The following is a 22678-nucleotide window of genomic DNA, read 5'->3' as shown; positions in this document are numbered from 1 at the left end:
CCGGGGGCGACGTACCGCAACGGTGCGGCGTCGCCCGGTTCTGTCAGTTGATGCGCAACAACGACCGGGTTACAGCCGGTCGCTCTCGTCCCGCGACGACGCACCGGCTTCGCTGCGCGACTTGGCCTGCGTGATGTTGCTGTACGGCGGCACATCTTGCGTAAGCCACACGTTCCCGCCGATCACCGAACCCTGACCGATGGTGACGCGGCCCAGAATCGTCGCGCCCGCGTAGATGACCACGTTGTCTTCCACGATCGGATGGCGCGCGAGACCCTTGCGCGGATTGCCGTCGTCGTCCGCCGGGAAGCGCTTCGCACCGAGCGTCACCGCCTGATACACCCGTACGCGCTGGCCCAGAATGGCCGTCTCGCCAATCACCACACCCGTGCCGTGATCGATGAAGAACCCCGCGCCGATCTGTGCGCCCGGATGAATATCGATACCCGTTTCCGAGTGCGCCTGTTCCGCGATGATGCGAGCAAGCAGCGGCAGTTCGAGCCGGTACAGTTCATGCGCGAGACGATGGTGAATCATCGCGAGAATGCCCGGATAGCACAGCAGCACCTCGTCGACGCTGCCCGCTGCCGGGTCGCCCTGATAGGCGGCCAGCACGTCGCAGTCGAGCAGTTCGCGAATCTGCGGCAGGCGCCGAGCAAACTCCTGCACCGCCACGTGGGCGCGCTCTTCCACCAGCGCCGCATCGATGTCGGTGTCGTGCCGATCCTTGTATCGCCACTCGAGCCGCACCTGTTCCGCCAAGCCGTTCAGTGCACTGGCAAGCGCATGACCGACGTAGTAGTTTTCGCCCTGCTGATGGAGTTCGAGCGGGCCGAGGCGCATCGGAAACAGCACGCCCTTGAGTAACCCGACGACGTCGGCGAGCCGCTCGCGCGACGGCAGGTCGCGCCCGCCGGGTTCGAGAAAGCGGCGCTGCCGCTCGCGCCAGCGAACGCGCGCGGCGTGCAATGAGGTAACGACGTCGTCAATGTCAAACGCTGCCACGAGTGATGCTCCTGCTTTTGAAATTGCCGTCGACGGCAATGAAATGTCGAAATGAGGCGCGTGTCGCTACCAGTCACGAGGCACCGGGCCATATCAGGCCGTCTGCATGCCCCAGCGCCGCACGGTCACCCGCGCCAGCGTGTCGAAGACCAGATGCTCGACGATGAGCCCGATCACGATCACCGTCAGCAAACCGGCAAAGACGCGATCGGTATAAAGCTCGTTGCGGTTCTGGTAGATATACCAACCCAGCCCGCCGCCGCCCGTATTCGCACCGAACACCAGTTCCGCAGCAATCAGCGTGCGCCACGCAAACGCCCAGCCGACGCGCAGCCCGGACAGCACCGAGGGCAGTGCCGCCGGGGTGAGAATCCACGCCACCTGCCGCAATCCGGAGAGTCCGTAGTTGCGCCCGATCATGCGCAGCGTCGGCGAAACCGCCTCGAAACCTGTGTAGATGCTCAACGCCAGCGGCCATAGTACCGCGTGTACGAGAACGAAGAGCAAGCTGCCCGTGCCCAGCCCGAACCACAGCAATGCCAACGGCAGCAACGCAATGGAGGGCAACGGGTTGAACATGCCGGTCAGTAGCGCCAGCAGGTCACGCCCGGTCGCGCTGGCCATCGCGAGCGACGTCAGCGCGAAGGCGCAAAGCACCCCTAACGCATAGCCGCGCAGCAAGACCCATAGCGACGCGGCGGTACGGCTCAGTAACTCGCCGCTGATCCAACCGTCCCACCACGCGCGGGCCGTGGCGCCCGCCCCCGGCAGGAGCAGATCATTGTCGACCAGACGTGCTGCGACTTCCCACAGCACGATCAACACGATGCCGATCGCGAGCTTGCGCCAGACGGAGACGGGGATCGCCCAACGGCTCGGCTGAGTATCGACGGAGACGTTCGACTCAGCCGCCGTCTCGACGACCGCTTCGCGCGTGCTGGCACGACGCGGCGTACGCGGATAAATGCGCTCCTGACGCTGCGCGGGCCGCAGGCGGACGACTTCGGAGGGCAACTGGCTCACAACGCCTCCTTGCCGTACTGGCGCGGCACCGGCTCATCCTCGCCGAACAACAGATCGTGAATGCGGGTTGCGGCTCGCTGAAACGCGGGCGTGCCCACGTCGTCGAGCGCGAACGCACCGGCATCGAGTTCTGCACGCAGACGGCCGGGCTGGGCGTCGAGCAAGACAATACGGTTGCCCACGATCAGGGCCTCTTCAATGGAATGGGTGACGAAGATAAGCGTCACGCGCGTGTCGTCCCACAGCCGCAAAAGCTCCTCCTGCATGCGGGAGCGGGTCAGGGCATCGAGCGCGGCGAACGGTTCGTCCATGAGCAGCACGCGCGGGCGCACCGCGAGCGCGCGCGCAATCGCCACGCGCTGCTTCATGCCGCCGGACAACGTGTGCGGAAATGCGTTGGCATAGCGCGAGAGTCCGACCTTATCCAGTGTCTCCAACGCTCGCTCACGCGCTTCCTGCCGGGAGAGCCGTAGCGCCGCGCGCAACGGAAACATCACGTTCTGCACGACCGTCTTCCACGGCGCCAGTTGATCGAACTCCTGAAACACGACCATGCGGTCGATGCCGGGCTTGTCGATGCGCTGCCCGTCGAGGCGAATCTCGCCACGCGTCGGGCTCACGAACCCGGCAATCGTCTTGAGCAAGGTCGATTTGCCGCAGCCCGACGGCCCGAGCAGCACGAAACGATCGCCGTCATGGACATCGAACGACACATCGCTCACGGCCTGCACACGCCGCCCATGGCTGCGGAATTCAATGTCGAGGCCGCTAACCTCAAGCACCACCGCCATCTCAGCTCCCCTGCCCCAGCGCGGGTTCTGCGAAGAAGTAGTCACGCCACGACGCCGGCTTATGACGCACGGCACCCACACGTTGCATGAACTGCGCCAGCCCCAGCGTGTTTTGCGGCGTGATCGAGAAGTCCACCTTCGGGTCTTTGATAATGCTCACCAGCAGCTTCTTGTCGGTCTTCGCCTGATTCACCCGGATGTAGATGTCGGCGGCGGCCTCGGGCTGGTGCTTGACGAAGTCCGCCGCCCGGGCGAGCGCGAGCACGAAGGCGCGATACGTCTTGGGGTTGTCGTTGCGGTATTTCTCGGTCGTGTAGAGCACCGTGGCCGAACTCGGACCGCCGAGCACCTCGTACGAATCGAGCACGATGTGGGCGTTCGGATTGGCGGCCAGCTCCTGCTCCTGAAACGGCGGCGTGCCGAAGTGGCCCGTGATCTCGGTGCCGCCCGCAATGATCGCGGCGGCGGCGTCCGGGTGCGCCATGGTCTGCGTGAGCTTGTCGAGCCGGTCGAACGATCCGTCGCCCCATTGCTTGGCCGCCGCGTATTGCAACACGCGCGACTGCACCGACACGCTCACGGCGGGCAAGGCAATGCGGTCTTTCTCGGTGAAGTCGGCAATCGTGCGCACCTTCGGATTGTTGCTGATGAGGTAGTACGGCAGGCTGCCCAGCGACGCCACGCCCTTCACGTTCTGGCGGCCATACGTCCGGTCCCAGACGGTGATGAGCGGCCCGACACCCGCCCCGGCGATATCGATCGCGCCCGAGAGCAAGGCGTCGTTGATGGCGGCCCCGCCCGACAGCTTCGCCCAGTCGACTTTGACATCCACGCCCAGCTTGCGGCCTTCCTGCTCGATCAGTTGCTGATCGCGTACCACGTTGAGTAGCAGATAGACGATGCCGAATTGCTCGGCGATACGGATGCGGCCTTCCGCGTGTGCCGCAGGCACGGCAGTGGCGAGCGACAGGCCCACCAGCAGCAGGCGCAGCGCGTGTCGACGAATACCGGACGGTTTGAAGCGTTGGATCAGAGGCGATGGCGCGAGCTTGTGCAGCGAGTGCAGAAAGGAATGGGCAAAACGCATGGCGGAGGGCGTCCTCAAGGGCGGGCTGGATGGGTGCAGAGAAGCCCGAAAGTAGCGGCGCGGCGCCGTCGCGGTCAACGAAGCAAATCAGACAAGGTTATGGCGCTCAGGCATAAGCCGTTCGCCCTTTGCCAGAACCATTAGGTCGCTCATGGCCACTGCCAAAGTCGAAACGATGCTTTGCGTAGCAGAAATCACGCGAAGCACTGTCGGCTTGGTGACAGATCGTTACGCCTCACCGCTCCCAGAATGTCCTTCATCGACGCCTTCACTGATGGCGCGCAGTTGCGCCAGATCGAGCAGCGTGATGCGCCCGTACCGGATGCGCACGATGTGCCGGTCCAGAAACCAGCGGAATTCGCGATTGAGGTACTGGCGCGAGGCCATCAGCAGTGCCGCGAGGTCTTCCTGCGACAGCCGCAGGCTAAGCGCGATACCGCCAGCGGCGCCGTGGGTCTCAGCGGTCTCGGGCACGCCATAGCGTTTGGCCAGCGCGAGCAACTGATAGGCAAGACGCGCGCGGAACGGGGTCAGGCTATGCCGCCCCAGACGGTCGTGAAGCCCGCGTGCACGGCCGGCAATCAGGCGCAGCAACGTGGCCGTGAGCGTCGGGTCGCGCGCCAGTTGGGTATGGAGCGCATGGGCAGGGATATGAAACAGCCGCGTGAGACCCCGCGCGCGCTGATTGTGTACTGAGGTTTCGCCGGTCAAGACGGCAATGAAGTTGGCGACTTCACCGGGCGGGATGAAGTCTTCGACGGCACGACCGCCCTCGGGGCTCGACCACTCCCATTCGAGCACGCCGGAGAGGATGACGTGAATGTCCGGGCAGGCCTCCCCCGCACCGTAGATCAGCGTGCCGTCGGGATAGGTCCGCAAATGCCCCGCGCCGACAAGCGCGTCGAGTACGTCGTCAGGCCAGTTACGTAAGCCGGCGTTGTTGCGAAACGCGGCCCATACGATGTCGCGCTGTTGCGCCGTCAGGTCGCGGCCACTCGACTGCAACGGCAAATGGCTCGCTGCCTGAAGGGCGATTCGCTGACCCGGATTGGCGTAGCCCGGTGCGGCGTGCGGGTCGGTCGTGGGGGGCGTATCGAGTACGTCGGGTGCGGGTGCTTCCATGTCGCCACTGGCTGATAGAGAGAGGAATCGAGGGGTGCGGTGATGCGGGGAATTGACCACATTACCCCGTTTCGCGCGCCTGCCAAGTGACGAATCGGCATATGGAAATTCATGCGGGACGGGTGCCGTTCCGCATTTCGGATAGCAACGATCAGGAGGTGGTGCCAATGAGTGAAACCCATGCGCAGGTGAGAAAACCCGCGAATGCAGTATCGGATGCCTTCATCGGCAAGCGACTTGAAGCCGACGTGCTGGTGATCGGCGGCGGCCCTGCCGGGACGTGGGCCGCCATCAGCGCGGCGGCCAACGGCGCGCGCGTCGTGCTGGCGGACAAGGGCTATTGCGGCACGTCGGGTGCGACGGCCCCGTCAGGGACCGCCGTCTGGTATGTGCCGCCGACGGGCGATGCCCGCGAGCGGGCCAAGGCGAGCCGCTTCGAGATGGGCGGGCAACTGGCCGAATCCGTCTGGATGGACCGGGTGCTTGAACAGACATGGACCAATGTTCAGCAACTGGCGCAATGGGGTTACCCGTTTCCCGTCGACGAGTTTGGCGAAGAACAGCGCACCTCGGTACAGGGGCCGGAGTACATGCGCCTGATGCGCAAGCGCGTGAAGGAAGCCGGTGCGCGCATTCTCGATCACAGCCCTGCCCTCGAACTGCTCGTGAATGACGACGGTGCCGTCGCAGGCGCGGCGGGCGTGAACCGTCAGACCGGCGAGACGTGGCTCGTTCGCGCTGGCGCCGTGGTCATCGCCACCGGCGGCTGTGCGTTCCTGAGCCGGGCGCTGGGCTGCAACGTGCTCACGGGCGACGGCCAACTGATGGCGGCCGAAGCCGGGGCCGAACTCTCCGGCATGGAATTCTCGAACGCCTACGGGCTGGGGCCGGCATTCGCGTCGGTCACCAAGTCGATGTTCTACAAGTGGGCGACGTTCTACGACGAAGACGGCGTGAAGATCGACGGTGCGGGCTCGGCACGCGGGCGTGGCGTCATCGCCCGCGAGCTTCAGACCCGCAAGGTGTTCGGTTGCCTCGATCTGGCCGATGAACAAATTCGTGCGTGGATGCGCACCGCCCAGCCTAACTTCTTCCTGCCGTTCGACCGGCTCGGCATCGATCCCTTCACACAGCATTTTCCGGTGACGTTGCGACTGGAAGGCACCGTGCGCGGCACGGGTGGACTGAACGTGACGGGCAACGACTGCGCGACCTCCGTGGCCGGACTCTACGCCGCAGGCGACGCGGCCACGCGCGAGCTGATTTGCGGCGGCTTTACCGGCGGCGGCAGTCACAACGCGGCATGGGCGATGTCGTCGGGCTTCTGGGCGGGGGCCGGTGCTGCCGGTCACGCCCGGGCTAATCGCGACGTGACGGCGGGCACGTTGTATCACGCCGGTACGGTCGCGCTTGCCTCCACGTCGGCGCACGCCGCCATCGACAGCGAGCACATTGTGAAGGCGGTGCAGGACGAAGTGTTCCCGTATGAGCGCAATTGGTGGCGCAGTGCCGACGGGCTCGAAGACTCGCTCGGCCGGCTCGACACGCTGTGGGCGCAACTGCGCGCCAGTGCGCCCGCGCAAACGGCAGCCGAAGCCGTACGCGCCCGCGAGGCCGCAGCCATGGTGGCGACGGCCCGCTGGATGTACCGCTCGGCGCAGCAACGCACCGAGACGCGCGGCATGCATCGCCGCGTCGACTATGCCGCCACCGACGACAGCCAGCATCACCGCCTGATCAGCGGCGGTCTCGATGACATCTGGGTGCGCCGGCAAGCCGTGAAGTCAGCGGTGCTCACCCCGGAAAACGACGGAGTTTTCGCATGATCGAAATCGTGAACGAAGCGCGCTGCACCGGCTGCAACATCTGCGTGCGCGCCTGCCCGACGAACGTGTTCGACGCGGTGAAGGACGGTATTCCTCAAATCGCCCGGCCGGACGACTGCCAGACGTGCTTCATGTGCGAACTGTATTGCCCGGAAGACGCGCTGTTTGTTGCCGCCCACGCCGACCGGCACATCACCGCCGACGAGGCGAGCGCGCTGAAGGCGTCGCTGTGGGGCAGCTACCGCGATGCGGTCGGCTGGGGGCCCGGGCGGCGCTCCACGGCAGCGCTCGACGCTAGTTATGTTCTGTTGACGAAGGCACATTGATGACTCAAAACAAGCTCTCCCCGATCTTACTGACGGACTCGCAAACCGATGACTCGACCGCTCACGAGGCGGTCTCCCCCACGCGTCGCGCCTTACTCAGAGGCGTAGTCGCCGGAGGCCTGCTGCTTGCAGGCGGTGCCGCACGCGCCGCCACCAACAACGGCAAGACACTTCGCTTCGGCGTGATCGGCCCGGCACGGGCGCCCGCCGCGCCCACCGGATATGCGCTCTCGCGCGGCTATCTGCTGCGTGAACTCGCCCCGCTCGGCTTTACGGAAGTCCGCTTCGACATGTTCCAGAACGGCCCCGATCTCAACGAAGCGTTCTTCTCAGGCACGCTCGACGTGGGCATCTACGGCGACACGCCTGCGGTTGTCGCGCGCTCGCAAGGGCTCAAAGGGCGCCTGATCGGCTTCGAGGAAATCGGGCTGGCGAGTTGGCTGCTGACGCCGCGTGGTGGTGTCAAGAGCATCAAGGAACTGGAGGGTAAGTCGGTCGGCGTGCCGTTGGGCTCGTACATTCACCGGTATCTGCTCGGCGTGCTCGATGGCGCGGGCCTCACGGGGCGCACGCGCGTGGTTCACATGCTCGGCCGCGATGCAGGTGCGGCGCTGGAACACGGCTCGCTGGGGGCGTATGCGGCGCAATCGGATCTCGGGCCGACGCTGGCCGCCGCCGGCTATCCGGTGATCGATCGCGCCAACGACCACCCGGAGTTGCTGGGGTCGTCGGTCATCGTGGCGTCGAACGACGTGCTGGCTCGTGCTCCGCAGTTGCCTGCCGCGTGGAATCGCGCCCGGCGTGCCGCACTCGCCGATATCGACCGCGACCCGCAGGCGTATTTCAACTTCCACAAGCATACGAGCGGTATCGCGGAGGACGCGATCCGGATCTCGCACCCGATCTCCAACTATCCGGCCGACCCGCTGCCCGCCTCGGGGATTCAGATTCTCGACGGGGTCAAACGCTTCCTGCTGAACGGCAAGCTCATTCGCAACGATTTCGCGTTGCAGCAGTGGCAAACCTGACGGCAGCCACCGGTGGCATCCCCCGGCATCAGGCCGGGTGGATCGCGCCGGTCGCCACCACCGGACCGGTCGGTTGGCCGGTCGGCGACCCGCCCGGCGGTTCGATCGAGACGGCCAAGACTGCCTTCGTGTCGATCTGCGCGAGGATGGCCGGCGGCAATGTCATGGACGCCGGTTGATCCGATGCAAAGACACCCAGCGGAATCGGTTTTGCGTTCGGCGGAATCAGCCAGAGTTCGGTCGCGCGGTCGGCGGCAATGTTGGGCTTGTCGGCCGGCACCACCACCATGCGGGCGTTCTGAACGTCGACGGTCGCCGTCCAGTGCGCCACGCCATCCGCACGCGCCAGCGTCGACACCATATAGGTGCTGGCTACGGTGGCCGTCGGGGCTTGCGGACCGACATGGGTCGTCAGATTTACGGCCAGCAATGCCAACGCTGCAACGCTCGCACCGGCACCCACCCAGCGCCAGAGCGCCAGATTGTTCCACCAGCTTTCGCTGGCCGGACGATTCGCGCTTTGATTACCGGTCTCATTGGCAGCCTGATCGATGCGGAAGCCCAGATCGCTCCGGATACGCAGCCAGACACGTGGCGGCACCGCTTGCGGCGGCAAGTCTTCGACGAGGGGCGCAAAGTACTGCTGCCAGCGCTCCATCACCGCTTGCAGCTGCGGGTCGGCGCTCGCCGCCTGCTCCAGCGCACGGCGCTCGTCCAGATCGAGCACACCCAGCGCGTATTCGGCGCAGCGCACTTCGTCATCGCGGTTGATCGGCGTATTCATTGTTCGAGGCACACTTTCAACTGCATCAGACTGCGGCGAATCCAGCTTTTCAACGTGCCGAGCGGTACGCGCAGATGCGCCGCCAGCTCGCTATACGTTGCACCGCTGAAAAAGGCCTCGCGCACGGCGGCGCGTTGCTTGCCCTCGAGCTTTTCCATGCACGCTTCCAGCCGCTGGCGATCTTCGCTCGCTTCGGCGAGGGCGGCGGGGCTGGGGTTGTCGTCGGGGATATCGAGGGCTTGCTCGTCGTCGAGCGCGGCCTCGCGGTGCTGGCGCAGGCGGTCGATCGTGCGGTTGCGCGCCAGCGCGATCAGCCACGTCATGGCGTTGCCACGGGTCGCGTCGTACGCGTCGGCGCGGCGCCAGACAGTGACAAACACGTCCTGAAGCATGTCTTCGGCTTCTGCCGGCTCGCGAACCATGCGCAGGATCACGCCGAACAGGTGCGACGACGTCAGCTTGTACAACTCGCCGAACGCCGCCTGACTGCCTTGCCCGACCTGTAACAGCGTCTGGTTCAGGTGCTCGCGCCGCACATCCTGTGGGTCAGACGCCCCGGCGCGGGAGGTCTCGACATCGCCTGGCCGTCCAGTGGTACCTGGTGTGTCAGTCATGTCGTGAAGGCGAACGGAATCGCCATGACGTGTTGGTTTCCGGAAATATAGCACCTCTGCGCCGGACTGCCGCCGCCGGGATCGACTGGTGAGCTGGAGATCGGGCATGGTCGTCGGGCATGGTGTGGATGCCCAGACATACGTGCCGGATCCCCGTTCGGATGCACCGACGGCTCACCTCCCGCGAATCAGAGCGTTACGACCTCCAGAATCGCGTCGGCAAAGGCCTTGGGCGCTTCCTGCGGCAGATTGTGGCCCACACCGTTGCCGATCTCGTGATGCCGGTACTTCCCGGTGAACTTCTTGGCATAGGCAGCAGCGGGCGGATGCGGTGCGCCATTGGCCTCGCCTTCCAGCGTGATCGTCGGCACGGTGATGACCGGGGCGCCCGCCAGACGTTGCTCGATCGCATCGAAACGCGCCTCGCCCTTGGCCAGCCCCAGACGCCAGCGGTAGTTGTGGATCACGATGGCGACATGGTCGGGGTTGTGGAACGACGCCGCCGAACGGGCATACGTCGCGTCGTCGAAACGCCACTGCGGCGATGCCGTCTGCCAGATCAGCTTGTTGAATGCGTCGGTGTTCTCCGCATAACCCTTGGCACCACGCTCGGTAGCGAAGTAGTACTGATACCACCACTGCAATTCGGCCTGCGGCGGCAGCGGCTGGCGATTCGCCTCCTGACTGCCGATCAGATAGCCGCTCACGGACACCAGCGCTTTCACACGCTCGGGCCAGATGGCAGCAACGATATTGGCCGTGCGCGCGCCCCAGTCGTAACCGCCAAGCACCGCCTGATCGATCTTCAGCGCGTCCATGAGGGCGATGACGTCTGCCGCGACGACCGCCTGCTGGCCATTGCGCGGCGTCGCTGCCGACAACAGACGCGTGGACCCGTAACCCCGCAGATACGGCACGATCACGCGATAACCGGCCGCCGCCAGCAACGGGGCGACGTCCACATAGCTGTAGATGTCGTACGGCCAACCGTGCAGCAGGATCACCACCTTGCCGTCCTTCGGACCGGCTTCGGCATAGCCGATGTTCAGGTCGCCGGCGTCGATCTGACGAATGGCTTCGAACGAGGTGTGCCCGCCCGCCAGCGTGCCGGAAAGCGACGATGGCGTTTGCGCGCGGGCCAGATTGCTGAGACCGAGGTCGGCGAGCGTCATGCCCGCGAGGGTGGTACCGAGAATGCGACGACGGCGAAGGTTGACCGGATTCGACATGACTGATGTCCTCTCTGAGTTGGGTGTCGGGGGCGTCCGGCGCATCGTTCGGAAGCCCTCCGGAGAGGGCTGTCGGGATGCGTCCCGGACGCCTGATGAGAGTTATATCCGGCCCCGCCGGGCCATTTATGTCCGAATGTATCTGCCGTTACCGACGACACATACGAATTCAAAAAAGCCCGTCCGACGGCTTACTTCACGCTGGCGACGGCGTCGAGAATGACCTTGGCCACGTCGGCCGGACGCGATTGCTGCGGCACGTGGCTGGACGGTACCTCCGTCACCTTTGCCCCGATGCGCTTGGCCATGGCGCGCTGTGCGTCGGGCGCGATCATGCGATCGTTCTGGCTGATGACGAACCACGACGGCTTCTGATGCCACGACGCAACGCTCACCTTTTCACCGAATGCCGTCGCTTTGATCGGCCCCTGCGTGGCGGCCATGACGTTCGCTTGTTTGACCGGCACGTCCTGCGCGAAGTATTTCGCCACGTCGGCCGGGGGCAGGCTAAGCCAGCCACTGGCATCGGCGGTGATGTGGTCGGTGCCCGGCGCCTTGGGCAGCGTCTCGCCCAGCGTGGCGACCGACTCACCGGCGTCCGGCGCGAATGCCGCGACGTAGACGAGGCTGGCAACCTTGGCGTCCTTGCCTGCCTCGGTAATCACGGCGCCACCCCACGAATGGCCGACCAGCACGACTTTGCCGGGTTGGTTGTCGATAGCGCGCGTGGCGGCGGCAACGTCGCCCGCCAGCGAATCGAGCGGGTTCTGCACGGCGGTGACCTTGACGCCTTTATCCTGCAACAGGGCGACCACCTTGGCCCAGTCCGACCCGTCGGCGAATGCGCCGTGCACGATCACGACAGACGGTTGGGTCTCGGCGGCGCTGGCCGGGGCGACGACACCTGCGAGGCCCATCAGGCCGGTGCTCAGCAAGAGGGCTGCGATAGAATGGCGTTTCATCGAAAACTCCTTTGATCAGGGGAACGAACCACGACGTTGGCTCGACTGGTTGCCAGTGTCGTCTCGCGACGGCCTGCCCGGTATCGGACGATTGTCCGATGCGAGCCAGTTCATCGCGCCCCTGTCTTCGCCCCCGCCACCTCGCCTGCCCCCACCCACCGATCATGTCTTCGAGCACCGCGGGACTCACCGATGCCGTTCTCGCGCTCGCCTTCATCGGCGACCTGAGCATGGGCCGTTCGACGGACCACTCGCGCCGCGCCGCGTGCCTGTCAGGCTGGCTTGCAGCCGCCTCGGGTGACGCGACGGCGGCACAGAACGACGCACGGGCCGCAGCGCTGCTGCGCTGGTCCGGTTGCACGGCCAACGCCAGTGGGTTTGCCGAACTGCTCGGCGACGATGTCGCGTCGCGCGAAGCGATGATGGCGCAGACCCTGCCGCCGCTCAGCGCCCACACGCAGTCGCTGATCGTGCCGTTGGCATTGATCCATTGCGAGATTTCAGGCGACGTGGCGGTCACCCTCGGCATGCCGGTGCCGGTCGTCGACGCCTTGCGCCAGATATTCGAACGCTTCGACGGTAAGGGCATGCCGGCCGGGCGCCATGGCGATGGCATCCCGTCCACCGTCTTTATCGTCAACGTCGCCAGCGATCTGGAAATTCTCTCGCGGGCGCACGGTCGCGAACACGCTTATGCGTTCCTGCGCAGTCAAGCCGATGCCAAATACCCTCGCCAGCTAGTGGATCTGGCATTGCGCCACGCCGATCAGTGGCTCGATGCGCTGGATGCTGCGGAACCCGATACCGCCGCATGGCAACTCGCCGACCCGGCATCGACCGCGCGCGTGCCGCTAAGCCTGCTTGCCGACGTCACCGAACTCAAATTGCCGTGGATGGCGGGTTTCTCGCGCCGCGTGGCCGGGCTCGCGACACGCACCGCGCAGTGCCTCGGCATGAGCGTCGAAGTGCAGGCGCAACTCGACGCTGCCGCGTTGTTGCACGGTATCGGGCGCGCCGCCCTGCCGAACCGGCTTTGGGACACGCCGGGCAAACTCTCTGCCGATCAGTGGGAAAAGGTGCGTCTGGTGCCGTACTGGAGCGCACGGGCGGCCAAGCAGATCGAGGGATTGCGGCCGGCGGCCGATCTCGCATCGCACGCGTATGAACGTCTGGACGGGAATGGCTACTTCCGGGGGGTGTCGGGCGACGCGTTGATTGCACCGGCTCGCGTGCTCGCCACAACGGTTGCCTTCGAAGCGTTGTGCGCCGCACGCCCATGGCGGCCCGCCTATTCGGTCGACGCCGCCGCACGCCTGCTGATGGCCGATGCGAGCGCGGGCAAATTCGATGCGGAGGTGGCGGAAGCCGTCATCGCCGTGGCAGAAGGTAAGCAAGGTCAAGCAGCGGTACGTCCTGCGCCATCGGCTACCAGTTCGCTGCTCTCGCCACGCGAAGTTGAAGTGCTGCGCCAGATCAGTACCGGCATGAGCAACAAGGAGGCCGCGCGCGCGTTGGCGTTAAGCCCCAGCACCGTGCGCACGCACGTGGAAAGCATTTTTCGCAAGCTCGACTGCTCGACGCGCGCCGCCGCCACGCTCAAGGCGCTGACCGCAGGTTTGCTCTGAGTGTCGTGATAGCATTCACGCTTCTTGCGGCCCCCGACGTCGGGAGCCCCGCCATACTTTTCCTGCCCCTCGAAAGAGTCCGATGACCCGCACTTCACGCAGACGCTTATGCGCATGGCTCGGCCTCGCCGCCATGTGGCTGGCTATCTGCGTGCCGGCGATCAGTCAGGTGCTCGCGGCACATCGCGCCGCCACTGAGCGGCCCATCGATGCAGCGTTCTGTACGGTCGACGGCAGGACGCAAACTGTCGTGTTGCTGTCACGTGTGCAGACGACAGACGACGCGTCCGCCACAGCCCGTCACGACTCGGCCAGTCACGCCGCACATGAGTCGCACGCCACACACGCCGATCAGGGCGATGTTTGCGGCTATTGCTCGTTGCTCGCGAATCATCCGCCGCTCACGTTGCCTGCCCTGACGGGTGCGCTGTCGTTCGCGTGGATCGCACGCGCCGGCCCCGCCGCCGTCGTCACGCCCTCCGCCTCCCGCCTCGCCTTTGCGCCGCCTGCGCGCGCCCCGCCCGTCCTTTCCTGAGACTGCCTCACGAACACCCCTTCACCGACGACGGTGACGGTGCGTCGTTCCCTTGCGTCGTTCCCTTGTTACGCCCGGTGTCGCCGTATCTCGCGACTGACCGGCGCTAGCTCACACAATCGTCTCGGAATCGTCACGGACTCGACTCATGCAAGTTCCCTACACCCCGGCGCGCGAAGCCCAATCGGCCGGCGCGGCTAGCCAATACCGCACCCTCTGGCGCTGGCATTTCTACGCGGGCCTGTTCGTCATGCCATGGCTCATGGTGCTGGCAATCACCGGCACGCTGTATGTCTTCCAGCCGCAAATCGAGTCGTGGCTGTATCACGACCGTTTGATCGTCACCGCTCAGAACACACCGCGACTGGCCGAACAAACGCTGATGGAGCGCGCCGCCGCGTCGCTGCCGGCGGGTGCGCAAATCAGTTCGGTGGAGGTCAATCGCGACCCGGCCCGCAGTGCCGAATTCATTTTCAAGCTGCCCGGCGGCGAACGCGAAAGCGTCTACGTCAACCCGTACACGGGCACGGTACTCGGCACGCTCAGCGTGCAGAACCGGCTGATGGCGCAAGTGCGCCAGTTGCATCGCTCGCTCATGCTGGGCAAGCCGGGCGAGTTGCTCATGGAGCTCGCCGGCTGCTGGACACTCGTGATGCTGGCGACCGGCGTTGCCCTTTGGTGGCCGCGAGGCGGCACCTCATGGGCCAATGTGTTGCGCCCTCGCTTGCAGTTGCGCGGTCGCCCGCTGCTGCGGAATCTGCATGGTGTTGCGGGCTTGTGGCTCGCGGCGGGTGGTCTGGCATTCGTGCTGACGGGCCTGCCGTGGTCGGGCTCGTGGGGCAAGCAGTTCAAGGCACTGGCGACGCAAGCGGGCATGGGCTCGCCGCCCGGTGCATGGGGCGAAGCGCCGGTGCGCTCGCAACTTCCCGCACGGCCGATGAAGATGGACGATCTCCCGCTCACGCAAATGCCGTGGGCAGTCGGCGATACGAACGTGCCGACGTCTGCTGCTTCGGGGCATGCAGGCCATGAGGGCCACGCGGGGCACGAAAGTCACGAAGCGCACGAAGGTCATGCAGGCCACGAAGGCATGGGCGCTATGGGCATGTCACCGACACAACTGCGCGCCGAGGGTGCACTGCCGATCGATCGCGTCATCGATATCGCGGCGCGCAACGGCGTTGCCAGCGGCTACAGCCTCGTGGTGCCGTCACGTCCCGACGGGGTCTACACCGTGTCGTACTTCCCTGCTGACCCACGTGTGGAGCGCACGCTGCATATCGATCAGTACAGCGGAAAAGTGCTCAACGACATCGATTACGACGCGTACGGCGGTGTCGCGCAAGCGATCTCGTATGGCACCTCGCTGCACATGGGACGCTACTTCGGCGCAGCCAATCAGTGGTTGTGCGCGCTGATCTCGATGGGCCTCTTTGCGATGGCGGCGACGGGGGCGGCGATGTGGTGGATTCGGCGGCCGGCGCGCTCGCTGGGGGCACCGTCGCGCAGTCAGACGCGTCCGCCCATGCGCGGCTGGACGATCAGCATGTGGGTACTGGGTTGCGTGTTCCCGTTGATGGGCGCGACGATGGCACTCGTCTGGGCCGTCGACCGCGTGATCTTCAAACGCCAGCGCACGCCCGTGCCGCAGTGAACTCGGTGCTGCCGGGCGGGCGGCATCAGTCGTCGTGATCAGTCGTCTCCCGAAGGCGGCACGCCGACGTAAGCCGCGCGCGGCCGGATCAGGCGCGTGCTCTCGCGTTGTTCAAGCGCATGCGCGATCCAGCCGATGGTGCGGCCCAGCGCGAACAGGCCAAACGCTGCGCCCAGCGGCAGTTGCAAATGCCGACGAACCGCCACGAGTGAGAAATCGAGCGATGGCCGCTGGCCCAGCAGCGCGTCGGCGGTGTCGATGATGGTTTGCCACGCCGGGTGCGCGGGCAGCACGCGGGCAAGCATCGCGCTCGCACGCACGTCGCCTGCCGGATACAGGTGATGGCCGAACCCGGGCAGCTTCTCGCCGCGCGCCAACCGCGCGCGCATGCGTGCCGCGATATCGACTTCGCCAACCTCCTCCCACATGGCCTCGTTGCGCGCCGTGGTGCCGCCGTGACGCGTACCGGTGAGCGCCGCGAGCCCGGCAATCACCGACGCCCGTAGGCTCGCACCGGTCGACGCCACGCATCGCGCCGTGAAACTCGACGCGTTCAACTCGTGATCGGCACACAGTACGAGCGCCATGCGAATCAAGTCGGCGCCATCCGCATCGTCGATACCCCAAGCGCTTGCGCACTGCTCGTGAATCGGCGCAGTGCTTGGTGCCGTACCCAGCAGACATGCCGTCATCAAGCGCAACAGTGCGCCACTGCCCAGCGCAACCCGAACCGGATCGCGCTGCCATATCGCCGTCGAGGCATCGTCACTGGCGACCGTAAAGCATGGCAGCAGCGCGGCTTCGGCGCGTTGGCCCCGGTAGCTCTCCAGCGTCAGTACGGGCCAATCCGATACCTTCGGCAAGCCGCCGTCACCAAACGCCGTCGCCTCGTCGCATTGCCATAGCCACGCCGCCGTCGCTTCGACGGATGCCGTTTGCGCCATCGTCAACGCATCGCGTCCCCGGTAATAGCAGCGCCCGTCTTCAATCAACGTAATCGCCGATTCGAGCACCGGTGTGCCCCAATCCAACGCCGCTTTGGCGACCTCTTTCGGCTTGCGCCCCCGCGTGCGCTGCGCCGCCAGCCGCTCAACGTCCACGACGCGGTAGCGCCGTTCGCGATGCGTCTTGCCCGGTTCGGCGTGCAGCAGCCCCCGGCTCACATAGGCATAAAGCGTTTGCAATGACACGCCCAAGTGCTCGGCAGCCTGCTTTGCAGTGAAATAATTTGTCATAACATCAATGGCTTAGCGACGCCTTTGAAGACGTCACTTCACACATGAATTCGCAATAGATTGACTAAGTTAATCAATATTGACAATAAAATCCATCGGCATAAGCTTCAATGCGCCGGCAGTCTCGCATCGCGACTCATTGCGATGTTTCTATCGATTCATTCGAGGACTTCCTCATGCGTGTTACCGAATCCAGCGGACATGGCGCCTCCAAGCGCTCCAATACCGTGTCGCTCGCCGACGATTCCACCTTTGTCGTCAACTATTTGCGCGAAATGCTTCGTGCAGTCGATCAAGCGGCGGCGTCGCCTCCGATCGACACCACATCGCTCACCCTCAGCGGTCATGGCGCGTTGCCCTGCGCATTTCCGTTCACCGATTTCGCGACCGCTGCCATCGCCACGGCGAGTCTCGCGGTGGCGGCGCTCGGCACGGGTGAAGCGGGCAACTACGGTCTCGCGGCCGACGTCGCACTGCCTGCCGTAAATGTCGACCGGCGTCTTGCCTCGTTCTGGTTTCAGACGTCGTTCCGCGCGCAGGGCTGGACGTCGTCGCCCCTCTGGGACCCGATCGCGGGCGACTACCCAACCGCCGACGGCTGGATTCGGTTGCACACCAACGCGCCGCATCACCGTGCGGCCGCGCTCGCCGTCCTCGGTGTGCCGGGCGAACGCGAGGCCGTGACGCGGGCCGTCGCGACGTGGCAAGCCGATGCATTGGAAGCCCAAGTCGTTGCCAACGGTGGCTGTGCGGCGGCCATGCGAACGCTCGCGCAATGGGACGCCCATCCGCAAGGTCTGGCAGTCGCAGCAGAACCGCTGCTGCACTGGCAAACCTTCGACGCGGGCGCAACGACGACGCGTACTGCCGCGTGGCGCCCGTTCGCAGGCCGTCCGCTCTCCGGCATTCGCGTGCTGGACCTCACACGCATTCTGGCCGGCCCCACGGCAACGCGATTTCTCGCGGGCTTCGGCGCGCAGGTGTTGCGCATCGATCCGTTCGGCTGGGATGAACCCGGCACGGTGCCGGAAGTCGTTCTGGGAAAGCGCTGCGCACGTCTGGATCTGAAGCAGGCGGACGGTCGTGCCACATTAGAGACGCTGTTGCGCGACGCCGACATCGTCGTCCACGGCTACCGGCCCGATGCGCTGGAACATCTCGGACTGGGTGCCGCGCGCCGGCGTGAGCTCAACCCGGGCTTGATCGATGTGTCACTGGATGCCTACGGCTGGGAGGGCCCGTGGCACGCACGCCGGGGCTACGACAGTCTGTTGCAGATGAGTGCGGGGATTGCCGATGCGGGCATGAAGGCCGCTAACGCGGCGCGCCCGGTGCCGCTGCCCGGACAAGGCATCGACTATGCGACTGGGTATCTGATGGCGGCCGCTGCCGTGCGCGCACTGGGGTTGCGTCAGACGCAAGGGCTCGGGGCGACGATTCGTGGGTCGCTGGCCCGCACAGCGCGCCTGCTGGTAACGCACCGCACGCCGACACCCCCGCTGCCGCCACTCGCCGAGGAGACCGCCGACGACTTGTCGGCGCGCATCGAAGATACGTCGTGGGGCCCCGTGCGTCGTGTGGCAACGCCGATGACGATTGCCGGAACACCGGTCGATTGGGCGCTGCCGGCGATGGCACTGGGCACGGCGACGCCTGAGTGGCCCTAAGCGCCCGCCCCTGCCTGCCGGGCCGCACGCAGTTGGCGTTCGGCCTGACTGAGCAATGCGGAAATATCCGCCACGGCCGACGACACGACGGCACGCTCGCCCGCGGGGTCGATGTCATCCGTCGCCGGTTCGGCCATGGCGATACCGAAGCTCGCCGAGACGGTCAACACCTCGCCATCGCCCAGCGGCAACGTGCTCGCTTCGATGCGTCCGCGCAGCAGTTCGGCAAACTGCTGCGCACGCGATTCATCGAGCACGCGCGCCAGCACGACAAAAGCGTCGGCACCCAGACGCCCGATGACGTCGCCCGGCTGGCAGGTGTTCAGACACACCGCACTCACGCGGCGCAACACGTCGTCGCCGACGTGGTGTCCCCACGTGGCGTTGATCTGGGTGAAGTTATCGATATCGAATTTGATCAGCGCCACGCGCCCCGGCGCGGGTATGGCGCATAACGCACGGGCATGCCGCTCGAAGGCACGCCAGTTCAGCAACCGCGTCAGGGGATCGGTGTCGGAGAGCATTTCCAGCTCGCCGACCAGCCGTGCCCGCTCGCGGCGCAGTTGCATCAACTCGATGCCGCTGAGTTGCAGGATGCGCAACGCCTTGAACATGGTGCGCACTTCCGGACGATGCATCGAGAGTTCTTCGCCGACCACGGCCATGTGCGGATCCCCCTTGGCCAGCGCATCGATGACACCTGCGGCGGTCTCCAGCGGATAGACGACATTGCGCCGGAAATTGCGCATGACCAGATAGATCAACAGCACCACGGCGATCTCGACCACGGCGGTCGCGATCAGCAAGTGCAACGCCGACGTACGCCGGGCTTCGACTTTCTCCTGCGCCAGCGTCAGCATGGCATCGCGAAAGTCGGTGATCGAGCGCATCGTCGGCACGTACTGTCGGGCAAACGTTGCCGTCGAAAACGGCGCGGGTTTCGGCTGACTCGCCAAGGTCCGGACGGTCGCGACGTAATGCAGGCCGGCGCCGAAGTACTGAGTGTTGAGCGCCGAGACGATGCCGGCGGGTAGCTCCGATGGGTCGGACAGGCGCGACGTGATCATTTCGCGCAGCTGTTCTATGCGCCCGAGAATCCGTTCCATGGCGCGCTGATCGGCCTCAGTCAGCGTCTGACCGGTGGTGAGCGAGGCGGTGAATTGGGAGCCGAGTTGTCCGGCGTATTCGCGCAGATCGGCTGCGAGGCGGGCAAGAATGATGTAGTGCAGCGCCTCGGGGGCACCGCGCGCGATGATGTCGATACGGGTGGAGGCCACCGGCGTGAAATCGGCGATCACGCGAATCATGCGATCGACGGCGTCTCGCACGGCGGCGTCGCTGCGCATCTCACGCGGACGTTGCACCAGCAGATCGACGTTGGCACTGGCTGCCGCGAGATCGAGGCGCGCCTTCTCCACCGCGCGCAAGCTGCCGCCGCAGCGCTCGCAGTGGTCGGACGAGAGCACGTAAAGGAGTCGATCGAGTTGGGAGTTCGTGGCCTCTCGCGCGGTTCTCAGCGCGGTGACAGCCTCCTGCGGCAACGGCAGGTCGGCGCCGAGCACGGCATTGGCGGGGCCTCGTTCGGCAGACGCCTTCTCCATTGCCAGCAGCGTGGCGCGCAGCGCGTCGAAACCTTGGGCGGCATCGCTGGCACGTTGATACGACCGCCAGGCTAAGGTCAGCAACCCGGCGCAAAGCACGATAACGACAAAGACGATGGCCAGATTCTGCAACCGCAGACGGCCCGTCAGTGGCGAGGCAGACGGTAAATTGCGCTTCATTCACGATCACACCGTCGGCCAAACGGCACATATTCCCCTTGAAACTGTCACTGGCGGCAAGCCGGGACAGCGGCCAAACGGCTGACGGCGACAATGCACGCCCGGCACACGGCGTTCACGCGTTGACGCCGCGAACGCCCCGGAACGGGGCATTCAGCGAGACGGCGCATTGTCTCATAGTGCGTTTCACCACCGGGGAGACATCCCAAATCACTGACCATCTCCCCGAGGGGTAAATCACAGATCCACGGCCAATTCGGTCCCCTGTTTGATGGCGCGCTTGGCATCGAGCTCGGCGGCCACATCGGCGCCGCCGATCACATGAACGCGGGCACCCGCCGCCTTCAGCCCCGCTTCCAGTTCGCGCAGCGGCTCCTGCCCGGTGCACAGCACAACGTTGTCGACCGGCAGCACGTGCGGCAACCCGTCCAGCGTCACATGCAGGCCTTCGTCGTCGATGCGCTGGTAGGTCACGCCGGGAATCATTTCCACCCCGCGATGCTTGAGCGACGTGCGGTGAATCCAACCGGTCGTCTTGCCCAGCCCGTCACCGACCTTGGATGTCTTGCGCTGCATGAGATAGACCTTGCGCGGCGAGGCTTCCAGCGCCGGGGCGCGCAGACCGCCTGCGTGGGCGTACGTCGGATCGATGCCCCATTCGGCGTAGAACTTCTCGGGCACCAGCGTGGCGCTTTCGCCGGCCTGCGTCAGAAACTCCGCCACGTCGAAGCCGATACCGCCGGCACCGAGCACCGCCACCGTCTTGCCGACGGACGCGCCGCCGCGCAGCACGTCGATATAGCTGAGCACCTTCGGGTGGTCGATGCCCTCGATCTCCGGGGTGCGCGGTACGACGCCCGTGGCCAGCACGACGTCGTCGTAGCCGCCGGCGGTAAGCGAATCGACGCTGGCGCGGGTGTTCAACTGAACCTTGACGCCGGTCGCGGCGAGTTCGTGGCGGAAGTAGCGCAGCGTCTCGTAGAACTCTTCCTTACCGGGGACGCGTTTGGCCATGTTGAACTGGCCGCCGATCTCCGCGTCGGCTTCGATGAGCGTGACGTCGTGCCCTCGGCGGGCAGCGACGGTGGCGGCGGCAAGCCCGGCCGGACCGGCACCGACGACGGCCACACGACGCGCGCGCCCGGCCGGCTCGATACGCAACTCCGTCTCGTGGCAGGCACGCGGGTTGACCAGACACGATGTGATCTTGCCGCTGAACGTGTGATCGAGACACGCCTGATTGCAGCCGATACAGGTGTTGATGGCGTCGGCCTGCCCGGCAGCGGCCTTGTTCACAAACTCGGGGTCGGCGAGCAATGGGCGCGCCATCGACACCATGTCGGCTTCGCCTGCCGAGAGAATGCGCTCAGCCACATCGGGCATGTTGATGCGGTTGGTCGTGATGAGCGGAATGCCGACGTGGCCCTTGAGCTTGCCGGTCACCCACGCGAACGCGGCGCGCGGCACGCTGGTGGCGATTGTCGGAATGCGGGCTTCGTGCCAGCCGATACCGGTGTTGATCAGCGTGGCACCTGCGGCTTCGACCGCTTTGGCGAGCCGTGCGACCTCGTCGAACGTGGAGCCGCCCTCGACCAGATCGAGCATCGACAGGCGATAGATGATGATGAACTCGCGGCCCACGCGTTCGCGCACACGACGCACGATTTCTACCGGGAAACGGATGCGGTTCTCGTAGCTGCCGCCCCATTCGTCGGTGCGGTGATTGGTCCGCGCGGCGATGAATTCGTTGATCAGATACCCTTCCGAACCCATGATTTCGACGCCGTCATAACCTGCGCGTTGCGCCAGTGCGGCGCAGTTGACGAAGTCGTCGATGGTGGCTTCGACATCGGCACTCGACAGTTCGCGGGGCTTGGCGGGCGTAATCGGCGCCTGCAACGCGCTCGGCGCGACAAGGTCGGGATGGTAGGCGTAGCGGCCGAAGTGCAGGATCTGCAAGGCAATCTTGCCGCCTGCGGCATGCACGGCGTCGGTCACCACGCGGTGCTTGTCCGACTCGTCTTCCGTGCTGAGCTTGGCGCCGCCGGCGTAGGGCCGGCCTGCGTCGTTCGGGGCGATACCGCCAGTGACCATGAGGGCCACGCCGCCGCGTGCGCGTTCGGCATAGAACTCGGCCATCCGGGCGAAACCGTTGCGCGCTTCTTCCAGCCCGACGTGCATCGAGCCCATCAGCACACGGTTACGCAAGGTGGTGAAGCCCAGATCAAGGGGTTGCAACAGGTGGGGATAGCCGCTCATCGCTGTCTCTCTCGCTTTTCGGCAGGTTTTGGGGGTGCATCCGGGAAGCATAGGACACGTCGATGCGTGCCTTGGCTATGCAACCAGTTGCATAGTTTGATGGCGATTCTAAGGCGACGGCGGCC

At 65.5% G+C, this 22678-nt stretch carries 19 protein-coding genes; 7 read left to right on the top strand and 12 right to left on the bottom strand.

Annotation, left to right across the window (positions count from 1 at the left end; genetic code table 11):
- Positions 1-69: 69 nt before the first annotated feature.
- From epsC to PIN31009_RS11530, 5 genes are all read right to left on the bottom strand, one after another.
- Entirely contained in the window at positions 70-1005 is a 936-nt protein-coding gene (gene epsC, locus PIN31009_RS11550; protein WP_150685500.1) for a serine O-acetyltransferase EpsC, read from the bottom strand.
- 93 nt (positions 1006-1098) lie between these two features.
- A complete protein-coding gene (locus PIN31009_RS11545) occupies positions 1099-1971 on the bottom strand; it encodes an ABC transporter permease (protein ID WP_150790857.1) in 873 nt (290 codons plus the stop codon).
- Positions 1972-2024: 53 nt separating this feature from the next.
- Entirely contained in the window at positions 2025-2819 is a 795-nt protein-coding gene (locus PIN31009_RS11540) for an ABC transporter ATP-binding protein (RefSeq protein WP_150790856.1), read from the bottom strand.
- Position 2820: 1 nt separating this feature from the next.
- Positions 2821-3852 (bottom strand): ABC transporter substrate-binding protein, encoded by a 1032-nt coding sequence (locus tag PIN31009_RS11535; RefSeq protein WP_425495490.1) that lies wholly within the window; start codon positions 3850-3852, stop codon positions 2821-2823.
- A gap of 282 nt (positions 3853-4134) precedes the next feature.
- Positions 4135-5028, bottom strand: a complete 894-nt coding sequence (locus PIN31009_RS11530; RefSeq protein WP_150790336.1) for a Crp/Fnr family transcriptional regulator — start codon at positions 5026-5028, stop codon at positions 4135-4137.
- A gap of 167 nt (positions 5029-5195) precedes the next feature.
- Here PIN31009_RS11530 and PIN31009_RS11525 point away from each other — a divergent pair, with 167 nt between their 5' ends.
- From PIN31009_RS11525 to PIN31009_RS11515, 3 genes are read left to right on the top strand one after another with little or no spacing between them, the layout of a single operon-like run.
- Positions 5196-6854: an FAD-dependent oxidoreductase gene (locus tag PIN31009_RS11525; RefSeq protein ID WP_150790335.1), complete on the top strand. Its 1659-nt coding sequence runs from the start codon at positions 5196-5198 to the stop codon at positions 6852-6854.
- On the top strand, positions 6851-7180 hold the full coding sequence (locus PIN31009_RS11520) for a 4Fe-4S dicluster domain-containing protein (RefSeq protein ID WP_150685504.1): 330 nt from the start codon (positions 6851-6853) through the stop codon (positions 7178-7180). Before PIN31009_RS11525 ends, PIN31009_RS11520 begins: the two co-directional genes overlap by 4 nt.
- Positions 7180-8208 (top strand): ABC transporter substrate-binding protein, encoded by a 1029-nt coding sequence (locus PIN31009_RS11515; protein WP_150790334.1) that lies wholly within the window; start codon positions 7180-7182, stop codon positions 8206-8208. Before PIN31009_RS11520 ends, PIN31009_RS11515 begins: the two co-directional genes overlap by 1 nt.
- A gap of 28 nt (positions 8209-8236) precedes the next feature.
- Here the strand turns inward: PIN31009_RS11515 and PIN31009_RS11510 are convergent, their stop codons facing one another.
- The 4 genes from PIN31009_RS11510 to PIN31009_RS11495 all read right to left on the bottom strand — a co-directional run bounded on the left by PIN31009_RS11510 (position 8237) and on the right by PIN31009_RS11495 (position 11797).
- Positions 8237-8992 carry an anti-sigma factor gene (locus PIN31009_RS11510; protein ID WP_150790333.1) on the bottom strand — a complete coding sequence of 252 codons (756 nt, stop codon included), beginning with the start codon at positions 8990-8992 and terminating at the stop codon, positions 8237-8239.
- A complete protein-coding gene (locus PIN31009_RS11505; protein ID WP_150790332.1) occupies positions 8989-9606 on the bottom strand; it encodes a sigma-70 family RNA polymerase sigma factor in 618 nt (205 codons plus the stop codon). The genes PIN31009_RS11510 and PIN31009_RS11505 overlap by 4 nt, the downstream gene beginning before the upstream one ends.
- A gap of 188 nt (positions 9607-9794) precedes the next feature.
- Positions 9795-10835, bottom strand: coding sequence for an alpha/beta fold hydrolase (locus PIN31009_RS11500; RefSeq protein WP_150790331.1), 1041 nt, complete (start codon positions 10833-10835; stop codon positions 9795-9797).
- 191 nt (positions 10836-11026) lie between these two features.
- Positions 11027-11797, bottom strand: coding sequence for an alpha/beta fold hydrolase (locus tag PIN31009_RS11495; RefSeq protein ID WP_150685508.1), 771 nt, complete (start codon positions 11795-11797; stop codon positions 11027-11029).
- A gap of 164 nt (positions 11798-11961) precedes the next feature.
- On the opposite strand from PIN31009_RS11495, the gene PIN31009_RS11490 reads away from it, so the two are divergent.
- The 3 genes from PIN31009_RS11490 to PIN31009_RS11480 all read left to right on the top strand — a co-directional run bounded on the left by PIN31009_RS11490 (position 11962) and on the right by PIN31009_RS11480 (position 15611).
- Positions 11962-13422 (top strand): HD domain-containing phosphohydrolase, encoded by a 1461-nt coding sequence (locus PIN31009_RS11490; protein ID WP_150790330.1) that lies wholly within the window; start codon positions 11962-11964, stop codon positions 13420-13422.
- A gap of 82 nt (positions 13423-13504) precedes the next feature.
- Positions 13505-13957 carry a DUF2946 domain-containing protein gene (locus PIN31009_RS11485; RefSeq protein WP_150790329.1) on the top strand — a complete coding sequence of 151 codons (453 nt, stop codon included), beginning with the start codon at positions 13505-13507 and terminating at the stop codon, positions 13955-13957.
- 148 nt (positions 13958-14105) lie between these two features.
- Positions 14106-15611 carry a PepSY-associated TM helix domain-containing protein gene (locus PIN31009_RS11480; protein ID WP_150790328.1) on the top strand — a complete coding sequence of 502 codons (1506 nt, stop codon included), beginning with the start codon at positions 14106-14108 and terminating at the stop codon, positions 15609-15611.
- A gap of 38 nt (positions 15612-15649) precedes the next feature.
- On the opposite strand, the gene PIN31009_RS11475 is transcribed toward PIN31009_RS11480, so the two are convergent.
- Positions 15650-16846 (bottom strand): citrate synthase family protein, encoded by a 1197-nt coding sequence (locus PIN31009_RS11475; RefSeq protein ID WP_150790327.1) that lies wholly within the window; start codon positions 16844-16846, stop codon positions 15650-15652.
- A gap of 275 nt (positions 16847-17121) precedes the next feature.
- Between PIN31009_RS11475 and PIN31009_RS11470 the strand changes: the two genes are divergently transcribed.
- Entirely contained in the window at positions 17122-18513 is a 1392-nt protein-coding gene (locus PIN31009_RS11470) for a CoA transferase (protein WP_150790855.1), read from the top strand.
- Here the strand turns inward: PIN31009_RS11470 and PIN31009_RS11465 are convergent.
- Complete coding sequence (locus PIN31009_RS11465; protein WP_150790326.1) at positions 18510-20294, bottom strand: GGDEF domain-containing protein; 1785 nt, start codon at positions 20292-20294, stop codon at positions 18510-18512. The two genes, PIN31009_RS11470 and PIN31009_RS11465, sit on opposite strands and share 4 nt — an antisense overlap.
- 237 nt (positions 20295-20531) lie before the next feature.
- On the bottom strand, positions 20532-22553 hold the full coding sequence (locus tag PIN31009_RS11460) for an NADPH-dependent 2,4-dienoyl-CoA reductase (RefSeq protein ID WP_150790325.1): 2022 nt from the start codon (positions 22551-22553) through the stop codon (positions 20532-20534).
- Positions 22554-22678 lie beyond the last annotated feature (125 nt).

It is taken from the genome of Pandoraea iniqua, from assembly GCF_902459685.1.
Taxonomy (GTDB): domain Bacteria; phylum Pseudomonadota; class Gammaproteobacteria; order Burkholderiales; family Burkholderiaceae; genus Pandoraea; species Pandoraea iniqua.
This window is presented reverse-complemented; position numbering and strand designations above follow the sequence as displayed.